Origin of the sequence: Saccharothrix algeriensis, assembly GCF_016907655.1 — a bacterium.
GTDB lineage: Bacteria > Actinomycetota > Actinomycetes > Mycobacteriales > Pseudonocardiaceae > Actinosynnema > Actinosynnema algeriense.
On record NZ_JAFBCL010000001.1, the window covers coordinates 3448929 to 3465115 of the forward strand.

At 72.4% G+C, this 16187-nt stretch carries 12 protein-coding genes; 4 read left to right on the forward strand and 8 right to left on the reverse strand.

The genetic code is table 11. From position 1 onward, the window contains the following. The first annotated feature begins 106 nt into the window (after positions 1–106). Positions 107–1918, forward strand: a complete 1812-nt coding sequence (locus tag JOE68_RS15655; protein WP_204843074.1) for a phosphoenolpyruvate carboxykinase (GTP) — start codon at positions 107–109, stop codon at positions 1916–1918. 103 nt (positions 1919–2021) lie between these two features. Further along, entirely contained in the window at positions 2022–2477 is a 456-nt protein-coding gene (locus tag JOE68_RS15660) for a hypothetical protein (protein WP_204843075.1), read from the forward strand. A 56-nt stretch (positions 2478–2533) separates the two neighbouring features. On the opposite strand, the gene JOE68_RS15665 is transcribed toward JOE68_RS15660, so the two are convergent. Next, complete coding sequence (locus tag JOE68_RS15665) at positions 2534–3370, reverse strand: septum formation family protein (protein ID WP_204843076.1); 837 nt, start codon at positions 3368–3370, stop codon at positions 2534–2536. Between the two features lie 243 nt (positions 3371–3613). Between JOE68_RS15665 and JOE68_RS15670 the strand changes: the two genes are divergently transcribed. Both JOE68_RS15670 and mctP read left to right on the forward strand, forming a co-directional pair. Continuing rightward, on the forward strand, positions 3614–3874 hold the full coding sequence (locus tag JOE68_RS15670) for a DUF3311 domain-containing protein (RefSeq protein WP_204843077.1): 261 nt from the start codon (positions 3614–3616) through the stop codon (positions 3872–3874). Then, entirely contained in the window at positions 3875–5542 is a 1668-nt protein-coding gene (gene mctP, locus JOE68_RS15675) for a monocarboxylate uptake permease MctP (protein ID WP_204843078.1), read from the forward strand. Between the two features lie 147 nt (positions 5543–5689). Here mctP and JOE68_RS15680 read toward each other — a convergent pair whose 3' ends face one another. The 7 genes from JOE68_RS15680 to JOE68_RS15710 all read right to left on the reverse strand — a co-directional run bounded on the left by JOE68_RS15680 (position 5690) and on the right by JOE68_RS15710 (position 15760). Next, positions 5690–6598 (reverse strand): ROK family protein, encoded by a 909-nt coding sequence (locus tag JOE68_RS15680; protein ID WP_204843079.1) that lies wholly within the window; start codon positions 6596–6598, stop codon positions 5690–5692. A 65-nt stretch (positions 6599–6663) separates the two neighbouring features. Next, complete coding sequence (locus JOE68_RS15685) at positions 6664–8808, reverse strand: translocation/assembly module TamB domain-containing protein (protein WP_204843080.1); 2145 nt, start codon at positions 8806–8808, stop codon at positions 6664–6666. Between the two features lie 149 nt (positions 8809–8957). After that, the gene (locus tag JOE68_RS15690) at positions 8958–9740 is read right to left on the reverse strand and encodes an amino acid ABC transporter ATP-binding protein (protein ID WP_204843081.1); all 783 of its coding nucleotides are present in this window, start codon (positions 9738–9740) and stop codon (positions 8958–8960) included. Between the two features lie 4 nt (positions 9741–9744). Continuing rightward, entirely contained in the window at positions 9745–10557 is an 813-nt protein-coding gene (locus tag JOE68_RS15695) for an amino acid ABC transporter permease (protein ID WP_204843082.1), read from the reverse strand. 74 nt (positions 10558–10631) lie between these two features. Beyond that, positions 10632–11387 (reverse strand): transporter substrate-binding domain-containing protein, encoded by a 756-nt coding sequence (locus JOE68_RS15700; protein WP_204846127.1) that lies wholly within the window; start codon positions 11385–11387, stop codon positions 10632–10634. A gap of 212 nt (positions 11388–11599) precedes the next feature. Then, complete coding sequence (locus JOE68_RS15705) at positions 11600–14275, reverse strand: MGH1-like glycoside hydrolase domain-containing protein (RefSeq protein ID WP_307819703.1); 2676 nt, start codon at positions 14273–14275, stop codon at positions 11600–11602. A gap of 72 nt (positions 14276–14347) precedes the next feature. Beyond that, on the reverse strand, positions 14348–15760 hold the full coding sequence (locus JOE68_RS15710; protein WP_204843084.1) for a M20/M25/M40 family metallo-hydrolase: 1413 nt from the start codon (positions 15758–15760) through the stop codon (positions 14348–14350). Between the last annotated feature and the right edge of the window lie 427 nt (positions 15761–16187).

The window sequence follows — 16187 nt, forward strand, 5'->3', positions numbered from 1 at the left end:
TAAACGGCACGCCCTCCTCCGGGGCGGGCGGAGCCATTCCCGAGGACGTCCCACCCGGACAACGGCGTCCACCGTGGGCTGGCGCTCAGCTAGGAGACGAGACGAGATGACGGCAGTGACCATTCCCGGTCTCGACCAGGCACCGACCAACCACGCGCGGCTGCTCTCCTGGGTGCGCGAGGTTGCCGAGCTGACCTGCCCCGACGAGGTCGTCTGGGCCGACGGTTCCCAGGACGAGTGGGACCGCCTCACCGCCAAGCTCGTGGCCGCCGGAACCTTCGTCCCGCTGAAGAAGAAACCCAACTCGTTCTGGGCCGCCTCGGACCCCACCGACGTGGCGCGGGTGGAGGAGCGCACGTTCATCTGTTCCGTGGACGAGGCCGACGCCGGCCCCACGAACAACTGGATGGACCCCGCCGAGATGAAGGCGATCATGACCGAGCTGTACCGCGGCTCGATGCGCGGTCGCACGATGTACGTGATCCCCTTCTGCATGGGCCCGCTGGACGCCGAGAAGCCCATGCTCGGCGTGGAGATCACCGACTCCGAGTACGTCGTCGTCTCGATGCACATCATGACCCGCATGGGCGCCAAGGCCCTCAACCGGTTCGGCGAGGACGCCGACTTCGTCAAGGCGCTGCACTCGATCGGCGCGCCGCTGGAGCCGGGCCAGGCCGACGTCGCGTGGCCGTGCAACGAGACCAAGTACATCACCCAGTTCCCCGAGGAGCGGACGATCTGGTCGTTCGGCTCGGGCTACGGCGGCAACGCGCTGCTGGGCAAGAAGTGCTACTCGCTGCGCATCGCCTCGGTGATGGCGCGCGACGAGGGCTGGCTCGCCGAGCACATGCTGATCCTCAAGCTCACCTCGCCGGAGGGCAAGGCGTACTACATCGCCGCCGCGTTCCCGAGCGCCTGCGGCAAGACCAACCTCGCCATGCTGGAGCCGACCATCCCCGGCTGGAAGGTCGAGACCCTCGGCGACGACATCGCGTGGATGCGCTTCGGCGCGGACGGCCGCCTCTACGCGGTCAACCCGGAGAACGGCTTCTTCGGCGTCGCGCCCGGCACGGACTACCACACCAACCCGAACGCCATGCGCACCATCGAGAAGGGCAACTCGCTCTTCACCAACGTGGCGCTGACCGACGACGGCGACGTGTGGTGGGAGGGCATGGGCGAGCCGCCCGCGCACCTCACCTCGTGGAAGAAGCAGGACTGGACGCCGGACAGCGAGGAGCTGTCCTCGCACCCGAACTCGCGCTACTGCACGCCCATCGCGCAGTGCGACATCAAGGCGCCCGAGTGGGAGGACCCCAACGGCGTCCCGATCTCGGCGATCTTCTTCGGCGGTCGCCGGGCCACCACGATCCCGCTGATCACCGAGTCGCGCGACTGGCAGCACGGCGTGTTCATGGGCGCCACGCTGTCCAGCGAGACGACCGCCGCCGCCGTCGGCCAGGTCGGCGTCGTGCGCCGCGACCCGATGGCGATGCTGCCGTTCATCGGCTACCACGCCGGCGACTACTTCCAGCACTGGATCGACACCGGCAAGTCGGCCGACGCGGACAAGCTGCCGAAGGTCTTCTACGTCAACTGGTTCCGCCGGGGCGAGGACAAGCGCTTCCTGTGGCCCGGGTTCGGCGAGAACGCGCGCGTGCTGAAGTGGGCCATCGAGCGCATCGAGGGCAAGGCCGCCGCGCAGGAGACGCCGATCGGGCACGTGCCGACCGCCGACGAGCTGGACCTGACGGACCTGGACGCGGCGCGCGAGGACGTCGAGGCCGCCCTGCGGTTCGACGCCGACGAGTGGCGCGCCGAGATCCCGATGATCGAGGAGTGGTTCGCCAAGATCGGTGACAAGGTGCCGACCTCGCTGCGCGACGAGCTGGAGTCGCTGAAGCAGCGCCTGGGCTGAGCCCACCCCGCACGACCAGGGGCCCGGTGGACGATGACGTCCACCGGGTCTCTTTTTGATCACCCTCGGTGACACCGGCCGGGGTGGCGGGTACCAAGGAGGGGTGACCCAGCGGGACGACTTCCTGGGGGGCCTGAAGTTCGACGGCCCCCGCGACGCGCAGGTCGGACCGCAGACCGGGATCGTGCGGTACTACCCGGTCGGCCCGCCGCCGGAGCCGCGCGCCTCGCCGTGGTGGCGCCTGCTGGGCGCGGTGGCGGGCGCGGCCGGGGTGGTCGTCGCCGCCTTCGCGTGGGGCCACGGGCTCGACCGGCTGGTGGACGACCGGGCGCGCGGGCTGGTGCTGCTGGGACTGGCGGGCCTCGTGGTGGGTCTGGTGATCTCGGGTCGGCTGTCCCCAGCCGCGCCGCTGGCGGCCGGCTCCGTGGCGGTGGCCGCCGCCGTGGCCTACGAACTGGGCGCGCTCCCGGTCTTTCCCGTGCTCAAGGCGGTGTTCGACAGCGGTGTCCCGATCGGGGCGGGGGTGCTGCTGATCGTGCTCGGCCTGCGCCGGCAGTAGTTGTCCACAGGTTGTGGATGAAGCTGTGCACAGGCTGTGGACCCTGTGGATGACCGTCAGGCCGGCAGGTCCTGCGTGCCCAGGCCCCACAGCCGGCCGGTGAACGGGCGGGTCGCCTCGGCGTAGCAGACGACCGTCGTGTAGCCCTCGGACCAGGCTTGGCTGCCGAACGCGCGCCAGGAGGCGAACACGTCCTGCCGCCGCGCGCCGACGTACCCGGCGACGGCGGTCGCGCAGTGCTCCCCCGCGCGGGCGTCGACCTGCTCCCCGGACGGCGTCGGCTCGCCCGGCTCGCCCAGGTCCAGCACGCCCGGCACGGCCTCGGCGAGGTGCGGGCCGTCGCAGGCGGTGATGCCCGGGTCGGCCTCCTCGGCGGGCGAGCGCTGCGCGCACAGCTGCACCTGGGCGAACCCGGCGGCCTTGAGCAGGTCCTTCACCGGGCCGGTGCGCTTGCGGCGCTGTCCGTCCGGGGCCAGTTCGACCACCGTGCACAGCCGCCAGCGGTCGCCCCTGGCCCACCCGTCGAGGCTGGGCCAGAGCACCCTGGCCTGGAGCCGGGTGGCGTCGTGGTCGCCGCTGCCCAGGTAGCCCGCCATCGCCGCCCGGCAGGCGGGCAGCGCCTGGCGGCGCAGGTCGCGCTCACCCGGGTGGGCACCGCCCATCCCGGTGAACTGGCCGATGCCGACGACCTCGCCCTCGTGCGGCTGGGCGCAGTCGACCACGCCCAGGGCGCCGTCCGTGCACTGGCCGGTCCCGGGCAGGTCGTCGGCGCGGGGCAGGATCGAGGGCCGGACGACCTCCGCGTCCGGCACGCCGGCGACGGACGCCGTGCAGCCGGTGAGCAGGGCGAGCGACAACCCGAGCACCCCGACCGCCGCCCGCCTGCGCCGCACGGGGATCAGCCTACTGCGACGGGTGCGGCGGCCCGCCCGGGTGATCGACCGCCGCCCGGCCGGGTGCGCGGAGCCGAGGGCGCGCCGGTCGGGCGCGGGGTGACCGGCCCGCGCGGTGCGCGGGGAAGGGTCACGATTCAACTACGCCACCGGTCCACGGACCACCGGACCCGGTGACGACCCTCCCCCTACGGGCCTAGCATCGCGCGACACCCAGTCACCAGGTCCACACGGAGGGCACCGATGCCTCGACCACCCAGCCTGCGCTGGAGCAACTGGAACCTGCTGCTGCTCGTTCCCCTGCTGATGCTCGTCACGCCGTGGTTCAACTCCGACGAACCCCGGCTGTTCGGGCTGCCGTTCTTCTACTGGTTCCAGTTCGCCTGGGTGCCGGTCGGCGTCGTGTGCGTCGGCCTCGTCCACGTCAAGACCAGGGACGAGCCCGTCACCAGGGGCAGACCGGACCTGATCGGCGTGGACGACCTGGACGAGGGGGCGAAGTAGATGCGGTGGACCGAACTGATCGTCTTCAGCGCGCTGTTCCTCCTGGTCACCGTGCTGGGGTTCGTCGCGGCGCGGTGGCGGGCCGGCTCCACGCTCGACCACCTCGACGAGTGGGGGCTGGGCGGCCGCAAGTTCGGCTCGTGGATCACCTGGTTCCTGGTCGGCGGCGACCTCTACACCGCCTACACGTTCGTCGCGGTGCCCGCCCTGGTGTTCGGCGCGGGCGCGACGGGCTTCTTCGCCCTGCCGTACACGGTGGTCCTGTACCCGATCGTCTTCCTGCCGCTGGTGCGGATGTGGTCGGTGTCCCGCGTGCACGGCTACGTGACACCCGCCGACTTCGTGCGCGGCCGGTACGGCTCGCACTGGCTGGCGCTGCTGATCGCGGTCACCGGCATCGTCGCGACCATGCCCTACATCGCGCTGCAGCTGGTCGGCCTGGAGGCCGTGCTGCGCACCATGGGGCTCAACGGGGCCGGCGTGCTCGGCCACCTGCCGCTGCTGATCGCGTTCGTGATCCTCGCGCTGTACACCTACCAGTCGGGCCTGCGCGCGCCGGCGCTGATCGCGTTCGTCAAGGACACCCTGATCTACCTGGTGATCCTGGTCGCCGTCGTCTACCTGCCCGCCAAGTTCGGCGGCTGGGGCGCCATCTTCGACACCGCGCAGGCGAAGTACGACGCGTCGCCGCAGAAGTCCGACGGCATCGTGCTCAACGGCAACAACCAGCTGCAGTACGCGACGCTCGCGCTGGGCTCCGCGCTGGCGCTGTTCCTCTACCCGCACTCGCTGACCGGCATCCTCGCCTCGCGGGGCCGCAACGTCATCAAGCGCAACATGGTCGCCCTGCCCGCGTACTCGCTGCTGCTGGGCCTGCTGGCGATGCTGGGCTTCGTGGCGATCAGCGCGGGCGTCGTGCCGATCACCAACCAGGCCACCGGCCGCGGCGACACCAACACCATCATCCCGGTGCTGTTCGGCGCGGAGTTCCCGGCCTGGTTCGCGGGGATCGCCTTCGCGGCCATCGGGATCGGCGCCCTGGTGCCCGCCGCCATCATGTCCATCGCGGCGGCGAACCTGTGGACCCGCAACATCTACAAGGAGTACCTGAAGAAGGGCGCAACGCCGAAGCAGGAGGCGAAGCAGGCCAAGATCGCCTCGCTGGTGGTGAAGTTCGGCGCGGTCGCGTTCATCGTGTTCATCGACCCGCAGTTCTCCATCGACCTCCAGCTCATCGGCGGCGTCATGATCCTCCAGACGCTGCCCGCCGTCGCGATCGCCCTGTACACCAGGTGGTTCCACGTCTACGGGCTGGTCGCCGGGTGGGTCGTCGGCATGGGCTGGGGCATGTGGCTGCTCTACCACATCAGCACGCCGGACGTGCGCGACCAGGCCACCGGCAAGCTCGTCACGGCGGGCCGCCCGCACTTCGCCGGTTCCGCGCTGGCGCTGGACGAGCTGTCGCTGTTCGGCTGGCAGCCGTTCGCCGGCTCGACCGTGCAGGTCTACGTCGGCGTGGTCGCCGTCGTGGCCAACCTGCTGGTCGCCGTCGTCGTGACGCTGGTCGCCAAGCAGCTGCGCGTCTTCAACGGCACCGACGAGACCTCCGCCGACGACTACCACGTGGACGAGGACAGCAAGCGGGTCAAGCCGGTCGCCGCGCACTGACGCGCCGCGCCGCACCGGTCGCGCGGCCGGTGCGGTGCGGTGCGGCCGGTGCGGTGCGGCCGGCGGGACCGGCCGCGCGGTACGTCCCGGTGGGCGCGGGCCCGGTCGGGCCGCCCCCCGGCGGGCGGCCCGACCGGGCCCCGGCGGTCACCCGGGCCGCAGCACCAGCGCCGCCGCGCCGACCAGCCCCGCGAGCCCGCCGAGCCGGGCCGGCTCCACCCGCAGACCGCCCAGGTAGGACAGCCCGCAGTGCTCGGCGACGGTCCGGCGGACCGGGCCCAGCAGCAGGTCGCCCGCCTGCGCCACACCACCGCCGACCACCGCCAGGTCCAGGTCGCACAGCGCCGCCGCCGCCGCGATCGCCAGCCCCACCGCGCGCCCGGCGCGCTCGAACGCCGCCCTCGGCAGCTCCTCGCCGACCGACGCCGCCGCCGCGAGGTGCGCCGCGTCCGCGTTCTCCGGGCCCTGCCACCCCTGCCGCCGCGCCCACGCCACCAGGCGCGGCCCGCCCGCGACGGTCTCCGCGCAGCCCCGGCCGCCGCACGAGCAGGGCTCGCCGCCCGGCTCCACGACGACGTGCCCGATGTGCCCGGCGTTGCCCGAGCGCCCGCCGAACGGCCGCCCGTCCAGCACCAGCCCGCCGCCGACCCCGGTCGACACCACCAGCCCGACCATGAACCGGCTGCCCCGGCCCGCGCCCAGCCAGTGCTCGCCCAGGGCCATGCACGCCCCGTCGCCCGCCAGCTCCACCGGCACGCCGGGCAGCAGCTCGCAGACCCGGTCGCGCAGCGGGAACCCGCGCCACGCCGGGACGTTGATCGGGCTCGCGGTGCCCGCCGCGGCGTCCACCGGCCCCGCGCACGCGATGCCGACGCCCGCGACCGGCTCGCCCCGCAGCACCTGCTCGACGACGTCGACCACCGCCCGCCACGTCCGCTCGGGGTGGTCGGTGGGCGTCGCCACCCGGACCTCCCGCCGCACCGCGCCGCCGCGGTCCACCAGCGCGCCGGCGATCTTGGTGCCGCCGATGTCCACTGCCAGCACCAGGTCCGTCACACCAGCACCCTAAGCCGTGCCCGGCCGATCGCGAAGCGGCGCGGGACCGGGCCGGAGCGCCCCGGTCAGCGCTTGAGCATCCGGGTCAGGCCCGCCGCGACCGTCGTCGCCAGCACCCACCCGGTGACGATCAGCGACGCCGCGATCCACTGCGACGGGCCGCCGGTCTGCCACCGGTTCTTGTTGCCCAGGTCGACGATCGGCACCACCAGGTCGATGGTGTAGAGCCACGCGTTCCAGGACAGCCGGTCGTCGGAGTTGATCACCTCCAGCGGCCCGGCGGTGGTGAACCACAGGCTGCCCAGCACCCACGACACCACCAGCCACGCCAGCGCGCGCGCCGGCCGGTAGCCGTAGCCCACCATGGACCGCTGGAGCCAGCTCCACAGCAGCACCAGCGGGCGCAGCCAGCGCCGCCCCTCGGCCACCGCCCGGTACCGCAGCCGCTGCTTCTCCACCAGCACGGTCGCCGCGTGCTCGTCGGTGCCGCTGGCCCGCAGCATCTCGGCGAACTGGTCGTAGGGCCCCGGCCGGTAGGTGCGCCGCATGGCCTGCCGCAGCCACCGCAGGCGGCGGTCGACCTCCTCGTCGTCGCGCAGGTCGATCGGGTGCCGCAGCGAGTCGTAGCGGAACTCCTCCAGGTCGATGTACCCGGTGGCCGACCAGAACGCCTCGTTGTCCTCCAGCGAGGTGCAGCGCACCTGCCGCAGCGTCACGTCGCCGCGCGGCGGGCTGACCGGGGTGAGCACCAGCTCCTGCACCTGCATCCCGAGCAGGTTCAGCGCGTGGCTGTCGAGCTTGTCGCCGAGCACCGCGCCCGCGAAGGTCGCCATCCGCCCCACCTGCGCCCGGCGGGCCCGCACGCCGCCGTGCGCGACGAACTCCTTCGCGCCGCGCGCGCAGATCAGGTCCCGGCCGATCACCGCGCCGCCGACGTCCAGCGACGGCTTGCCCGCCGGCATGTGCCGGTAGCGGCCGGGCCGGGTGACGCGGCTGCCGCGCAGGTCGAGGTTGGCGCCCACGTGCACGCCGCGCAGCTCCACCCCGCCCGCGACCTCCACCTCGCGCAGGGTGAGGTTGCTGCCGACCTGCGACCGGTTGCCGAGCACGGCGTCCGCCCGCGGGTTGTCCAGCGCGGACCCGTCGAGCGTCAGGCTGCCCTTCACCCGCAGGTCCACCATCCGCACCTGGCCGCGCACCCGGGCCCGGCGGCCGATGACGTCGCCGCCGACCTGCGCGCCGTCCAGGTGCAGCGCCCGCCCGTGCCCGGTCGGGTCGGTGCCGCCGGGCGCCTGGAGGGCGTCGAACCGGCCGTCGGACAGCGAGAGCGTCCCGCCGAGCGAGGCGTTGACCATGCGGACGGTGCCCGCGCTGCCGAAGCCGCGGTCCAGGTGCACGTCGCCGGTCACCGCGCCGCGGTCCAGCACGAGGGTGGACGTGGGGTCCGCGTGCGGGTCGAGCGCGGTCTCCTCGTCCTCCCGGCCGTCGGACAGCGCGGCCCCGCGCAGCGTCAGCTCCGACTCGACCCGCACGCCGGCCAGCAGCACCGTGCCGCGGATCGCGGCGTCGTTCAGCAGCAGGCTGCCGCCGACGTGGGCGTTGGTGGCCTGCACCGCGTGGCCCGCCGGGTTGTCCAGCACGGCGTTCGCGAAGTTGCAGTAGCCGCCGACCTGCGCGCTGGCCAGCCGCAGCTCGCCGGCCACCACCACCCGCTGCGCCAGCAGCGCGCCCGCGAGCTTGACCCGGTCCGCCTGCACGGCCACCCCGCCCGGCACGCGCAGGGTGCAGTCCCGCAGCGACAGCGACGCGGCGATGTCGGCGTCGGTGAGGTCCACCAGCCCCTCGACCGTGCTGCCCGCCAGGGAGACCTCGTTGGCGCTGCCGAGGTTGCGCGCCGACAGGCCGGGCAGCCGGCAGTCGGCGAACTCCACGCCGGCGAGCTTGGCCTGCCGCAGGTCCGGTGGCTCCTGGAACCGGCAGCGCACGAACTCCAGCAGGTAGTTCAGCTCGACCGCCCGCAGGTCCAGCGGCCCGGTCAGGAACTTGTCGGCCACCCGGACCACCGGCGTCGCGTTCGGCCTGCGCCGGGGCAGCAGCCGCCCGCCGTCGGCCTCGGTCAACCCCCGCAGCACCTCCGCCGCGGGCATCCAGTGGGCGCGCGGCGGATCGGGGTCGAACACGTCCAGCCCCTGCCCGCCCGTCCCGGTCATGTGATCGACAATGCGGGTTGATCAGCCCACCCGCAAGGAAAACCGGCGGAACGACGGCGGCGCCGGCGGCGGAAGATTCCGCCGCCGGCGCCGCGGCCGGCCGTCGGGCCCCGTCGTCGGGCCCCGTCGTCGGGCCCCGTCCCCGGCCGTCAGGCCGCGGGGCCCTGGTGGGTCGGGTCGAGCACGCGGGCCAGGAACGACCGGGTCCGCTCGTGCCGCGGCTCGCCGATGACCTGCGCCGCCGGGCCCTCCTCCACCACGTACCCGCCGTCCATGAACAGCACCCGGTCGGCCACCTCCCGGGCGAACTGCATCTCGTGCGTCACCACGAGCATCGTCATGCCCTCGTCGGCGAGCTGCCGCATCACGCCCAGCACGTCGCCCACCAGCTCCGGGTCCAGTGCCGAGGTCGGCTCGTCGAACAGCATCACCGACGGGTCCATGGACAGCGCCCGCGCGATCGCCACCCGCTGCTGCTGCCCGCCGGACAGCTGCGCCGGCATGGCGTTCGCCTTCTCCGACAGGCCCACCCGCTCCAGGTTGCGCAGGGCGATCCGCTGCGCCTCCTCGGGCGGGCGCTTGAGCACCTTGCGCTGCGCGACCGTCAGGTTGTTCAGCACGTTGAGGTGGGAGAACAGGTTGAACCCCTGGAACACCATCCCGATGCCGGTCCGCGCCCGGTCGATGTCGACGTCCGGGTCGGTCAGCTCGACGCCGTTGACGGTGATCCGGCCGTCGGTCGGCTCCTCCAGCAGGTTCACGCACCGCAGCAGCGTGGACTTGCCCGAGCCGGACGGCCCGATGACGCACACCACGTCGCCGCGCCGGACGGAGACGTCGATGCCCTTGAGCACCTCCAGCGCCCCGAACGACTTCTTCAGGCCCGTGATCCGCACGGCGAGGTCGTCGGGGACCTCGGGAACTGCGGTCATCGCACTACACCCCCGTCGATTCCGGCGTGCTGATCTTCCGTCCGCCCGTCCGCCGCTCCAGGTGGCGCGACAGGTGGCCCAGCGGCAGCGTGATGATCAGGTAGCACAGGCCCACCACCAGGATCGGGGTCAACGACGGCGACCGGCTCAGCGTCTCGCGGCCGAACTTGGTCAGCTCGTACTGCTCGCGCGCCAAGCCGATGATGTAGATCAGCGACGAGTCCTTGGTGAGCAGGATCAGCTCGTTGGTCAGCGGCGGCAGGATGATCCGGAACGCCTGCGGGATCACCACCGTGAGCAGCGTGCGGCTGTGCGACATGCCCAGCGACCGGGCCGCCTCGACCTGGCCCTTGGGCACCGCCTGGATGCCCGCGCGGATCGTCTCCGCCATGTACGCCGCGCCGACGATGCCCAGCGCCAGCATCACCGTGGAGTAGATGTCGAACTGGATCTGGAACGCCAGCGGCACGCCGAAGCTGAGCGCGATGAACACCAGCAGCGCGGGCACGCCGCGGAAGAACTCGATGTAGATCGTGGCCAGCCACCGGTAGGGCGCGACCGACGACAGCTTCATCAGCGCCAGCACCAGGCCGAGCACGAGGCCGAACGCGAAACCCAGCGCGGTGTAGACGATCGTGTTCTTCAGCGCCACCGTGATGACGCCGGGGAACATCGACGCCGCGATGTCCAGGTTGAAGAACGCGCGCTTGATCTCGCCCCAGTCGGCGACCAGCGCCAGGACGGCGATGACCACGACCAGCAGCGCGTACTGGCCGACGCGGAACACCTTCGCGCGCTGTCGCTTGGAGAGTGCCATGTGGATTCCTCGCGGGGAGTGGGGACAAGGGGCGGGGCCGGCCCCGTGTCGGGTGCCGGCCCCGCGTCAGCCGACTACTTCTTCTCCGGCTTCTTGCCGAACCACTTCTCGTACAGCTCGTCGTACTTGCCGCTGTCCCGGGCCTTCTTGAGCACCTCGTCGACCTTCGCCTTGAGGGCGGTGTTGCCCTTCTTCAGGCCGATCCCGTACTGCTCCTCGGTGTCGAACTCGGCGACCACCGCGGTGTCGGGGAACTCCTTGGCGTAGTCCAGCAGCACGCCGTTGTCGTTGATCGCCGCGTCCACCGCGCCGGTCCGGACGGCGGTCTCCATCAGCGGCAGGTCCTCGAACTGCACGACCGTGTAGCCGAACTCGGCGGCCTTCTCGTTGGCGTAGATCTCGCCCGTGGTCTCCAGTTGGACGCCGATCTTCTTGTCCCGCAGGTCCGTGAGACCCTTGACCGGGGAGTCCTTCTTCACCAGCAGCGCCTGCTGGGCGTCGAAGTACGGCTCGGAGAAGTCGATGACCTCCGCTCGGTCGGGCTTGATGGTCATGCCGGCCGCCGCGAGGTCGCACTTGTTGGTGTTGAAGACCTCGCCGGAGGTGATGGTCTCGAACGGCGTGTCGAAGATTTCCTGTTCGACGTTCAGCTCCGCGGCGACCAGGTCCACCAGGTCGACGTCGAAGCCGACGGTCTTGTCGCCCTCGCTGTACTGGAACGGCTTGTAGGAAAGGTGCGTGCAGGTGACCAGCTTGCCGCTCTTGACCAGGGTGATGCCGGACCCGCTGTCCTGCGAGCCGGTGTTGACCTTGGTAGCGCACGCCGTCATCGCCAGCGCGAGCGCCGGGAGCAGGGCGAGCACTGCGTGCCTGGTAGGGGCCACGGCGCGTCACTCCTCGTAACTGTGTAGGTCGAGTTCCCGGCATACTGCCACCTGGGTGACGTGGTGCACAGCACGTGAGTGTTACAGCGCGACCTGGCGCACGAATCTTGCGTTACAAACGCCATTCGGGCGCAAGATGTTCGGATCTTTGGGTTAAATCACACAATAGATGCACCCAGAGCGCCGGTTTGGCGACGATCTGTCAGCAGGCTGGCCACCAGCGCCGTCCACCCGGTCTGGTGCGTCGCGCCCAGCCCTTCGCCGGTGTCGCCGTCGAAGTACTCGCTGAAGGTGACGTGCTCGCGCCACAGCGCCGAGTCGGTCGACTCGATCCGCTTGCCGTCGGCCGGCCGGCGGCCGTCGTGGTCGGGCAGGAACAGCGACACCAGCCGCCGGACCAGCTCGTCCGCCGCCTGGCCGGCGGTGACGTGGCGCTGCGAGCGGGTGGGGAGTTCCACGTGGAACCGACCGCCGTGGAACGACCCGATCGTCCGCAGCGCCTCCACCAGCAGCGCGTTCGTGGGGAACCAGACCGGGCCGCGCCAGTTCGAGTTGCCGCCGAACATGGGCGTGCGGGACTCGCCCGGCTCGTAGCCCATCCGGTGCTCCTGGTCGGCGACCTGCACCTCCAGGCCCTCGCGGTGCGCGGCGGACAGGCTGCGGATGCCGTGCGGCGAGAGGAACTCGCCCTCGTCCAGCATCCGGCGCAGCACGCGGCGCAGCTTGGGCTCGTCCAGCATGGACAGCAGCACGCGGCCGTCCCGCCGGGTCAGGAACTGGGCCAGCTCGGGGCGCCGGGCCAGCAGGTGCTCCAGCCGCCGGCCGAAGCCGGGCAGCTCCTCGAACACCCACGGCTCGAGCACCGCGCACGCCAGCACGGGGATCAGGCCGACCATCGACCGCACCCGCACCGGCTTGGACTCCACCGAGCCGTCCGGCAGCCGCCGCGACACCACGTCGTAGCAGAAGCCGTCGGTCTCGTCCCACAGCCCGCGCCCGCCCGAGCCGAACCGGGTGGACGCCTCGGCGATGCTCAGGAAGTGCTCCACGAACTTCGTGGCCACGTCCTCGTACGACTCGTCGTGCCGCGCCAGCTCCAGCGCCATCCGCATCAGGTGCAGGCTGTAGGCCGCCATCCACGACGTCGCGTCGGACTGCTCCAGCCGCCACGTCCCGAGCATCGGCTCGGACCGGTTGACCGGGCCGATGTTGTCCATGCCGAGGAACCCGCCCTCGAACAGGTAGCTGCCGTCGGCGTCCTTGCGGTTGACCCACCAGGAGAAGTTCAGCAGCAGCTTGTGGAACACCTTCGCCAGGAACTTCCGGTCGTGGTCGACCTGGAAGACCTGCAGCGCGGCCCACGCGTGCACCGGCGGGTTGACGTCGCCGAACTCCCACTCGTAGGCGGGCAGCTGGCCGTTGGGGTGCATCATCCACTCGCGGCACAGCAGCAGCAGCTGCTCCTTGGCGAACGCCGGGTCCACCATCGCGAACGGCACGGTGTGGAACGCCAGGTCCCAGGCCGCGAACCAGGGGTACTCCCACTCGTCGGGCATGGAGATCACGTCGGCGACGTCGAAGTGCCGCCAGTGCGCGTTGCGGGCGTGCGGCGACCGCCGCGACTTCGGGGCCGCCGGCTGCGCCGGGTCGCCGTCCAGCCACTCCCTGGTGTGGAACCGGTAGTGCTGCTTGGTCCACATCAGGCCCGCCAGCGCGCGCCGGACGACCTTGGCGCGCATCGGGTCCAGGTCGGTGCGGTGGAAGGCGTCGGCCTCCTCGCGGCGGTCGTCCAGCGTGGCCTGGAACGTCGGCCCGAACGCGTCGACGTGCCCGTCGCCCTCGACCAGCCGCAGCCGCACGGTGACCGACTCGCCCGGCTCCACCGGGTCGTAGGAGTACCAGGCCGCGGCCTTCGTGCCCGGCGCGCTCTCGTCGTCCGGACCGGTGACCTGGCAGGCCGGGGTGTCGCGCCGGACCACGTACCGGTCGATGCCGTCCTTGGTGTAGCGGGTCGGGTTGCGCACGGCGCCGAACAGCTCGACCTCGTTGGTCTCGTTGTCGGTGACCAGCAGCGTCGGCGAGCCCTCGACGTGCAGCGTGTAGCGGCCCAGGGCGCCGTGCTCGGCCGTGACGCGCCGCCAGCCGTCCCGGGTGGAGGCGACCAGGGCGGGCCGCCGGTCGTCCCGGCCCCACGCCCACGTGTTGCGGAACCACAGCTGGGGCAGCAGGTGCAGGGGCGCGGGGTCCGGGCCGTGGTTGGTGGCGGTCAGCTCGACGCAGATGTCGGTGGGCGAAGCCTTGGCGTAGGTCACCCGGACGTCGAAGAACCGGTTGCCGTCCAGGACCCCGGTGTCGGACAGCTCCGGCTCACGGGCCTGCCGGCCCGCCTGGGCGGCCATCCGGCGCAGCTCGCGGTAGGGGAACTCGGCCTGCGGGTACCGGTAGACGACCTGCATCCACGAGTGGGTCGGCGTGCCGTCGGTCACCCACCAGTGCTCCTTGACGTCCTCGCCGTGGTTGCCCTCGTTGTTGGTCAGGCCGAAGTACCGCTCCTTGAGGATCGGGTCGCGGCCGTTCCACAGCGCGATGCCCAGGTTGAGGAAGCCGTGCACGTCGCAGATGCCGGCGATGCCGTCCTCGCCCCACCGGTAGGCCCGCGACCGCGCGTGGTCGAAGGGGAAGGAGGTCCAGGCGTCACCGCCGGCCGAGTAGTCCTCGCGCACGGTGCCCCACTGGCGCCCGGCCAGGTAGGGCCCCCACAGGCGCCAGGGCGAGGTGGGGGAGCCCGCCTCCCCCAACCGCGCCCGCTCCGCCTGCTGCCGATGCTCGTTCACTGGGCCAGTGTGCGGCATCGGTTCAGTAAACCGGTTACCGGCGGGTTGGCCGCACACCCCGCCGGGTACGGCTCACTTCCGGGTGTGCGCGTCCAGCACGAGGGCCACGGCCTCGGTGACCCGCGCGGCGTGCGCCAGGTGCAGCCACTCGTCGGGCACGTGGCAGTTGCTGTCCGGCCCCACCACGCCCGTGACCAGGAACTGCGCGTCCGGGTACGCCTCGTGCAGCAGGCTCATGAACGGGATCGAGCCGCCCAGCGACACGGTCCGCCACGGCGCGCCGAACACCTCCTCGCCGACGCGGTCCAGCGTGGCCCGCAGCCACGGCGCGAGGTCCGGCGCGTTCCAGCCGTCGGCGTGCTCGACGCGGCTCAGCTCGACCACCGCGCCGTACGGCACGTCCGTCGTGACCAGGCGCCGCACCGCCTCGACGGCCGCCGCGGCGTCGGCGGTCGGCGGCAGCCGGAAGCTGAGCACCAGGGTGGTGAACGGCCGCAGCACGTTGCCCGCGTCGTCCGGGGCGGGCAGGCCGTCCGCGCCGGTCACCGACAGCGTGGGGCGCCAGCCCGCGTTCAGCGCCAGCTCGACCTCGTCGTCGGCCACCGGCCGCACGCCCGGCGCCCACGGCACCGGGTCGGTCAGCGCGCCCGGCGCGCTGGCCACGGCCGCGCGCACCTCGGCGAGCCGGTTCGCCGGCACCTCGACGTGCATCTCGGGCACCAGCAGCTCGCCGGTCGCGGAGTCCTCCAGCCGGTCCAGCAGCTGCCGCGCGACCCGGAACGAGCTGGGCACGATCCCGCTGGACATGCCCGAGTGCAGGCCGCTGCCCAGCACCCGGACGGTCATCGTGACCTGCGCCAGGCCGCGCAGCGACGTGGTCAGCCACATCCGGTCGTAGTCGCTGCCGCCCGAGTCCAGGCACACCACCAGCGACACCTCGCCCAGCCGGGGCCGCAGGTGCTCCAGGTAGGCGGGCAGGTCGGGGCTGCCGGACTCCTCGCCGGTCTCCAGCAGCACGACGCACCGGGCGTGCTCGCCGCCCGCCGCGCGCACGGCCTCGACGGCGGCGACGGCCGCGTACCCCGAGTAGCCGTCGTCGGCCGCCCCCCGGCCGTAGAGCCGCCCGTCGCGCACGACCGGCGTCCACGGGCCCAGGCCCTCCGACCAGTTCGCCACCGGCGGCTGCTTGTCCAGGTGGCCGTAGAGCAGCACGGTGTCCCCGGTCGCCGCGGTGGCGGGCACGTCCACCAGCAGCAGCGGCGTGCGGCCGGGCAACCGGACGACCTCGATCGCGACGCCGGGCAGGTCGCGGGTGGCGAGCCAGGCGCGCACGTGCTCGACGGCGGCGGCGAGGTGCCCGTGCTCCGCCCACGCCGGGTCGAACGCGGGGGAGACGGCGGGCAGGGCGACGAGGTCGGACAGGCTCGGGAGGATGTCGTCGTCCCACAGCCCTCGGACGGTACGGGTCAGCGCTGAACGGTCCATGGGGGCAACTTAATTGCCCGCGCCGGTCATCACGCCGTCGGAGTGGGTACCGGGTCGTGGGCACCGGCGGTGGGGCCGACAGTCGGGCGTCCACGGGTGAGCGGGGACCCGGCCGGGGGAACCAGGCTGGTCGGCCGAGCGGCCCCGCGTCGACCGACCGTGCCCGGAGGCGCACGGACAGTCGTTAACGATCGGTAACCGGGACACGGCCGTTCGGACGTCGAACGTCTCGCTCGGACTGCCGAAGATTGGCCTTCCTACCGTTGTCGCTGTTCAGGAGGGTGCGCGCTCGATTACAAAGTGGGACGGGGCTCACCATGTCGGGTGAGCGCGTGTCAGGATGTGGATGAGAACACCGTCAGCGCCGACGGTTGTCCGACCTCCCTCACCAGGGCGGCGGCGACTGGCGGTGCCGCCGCGCATGGTC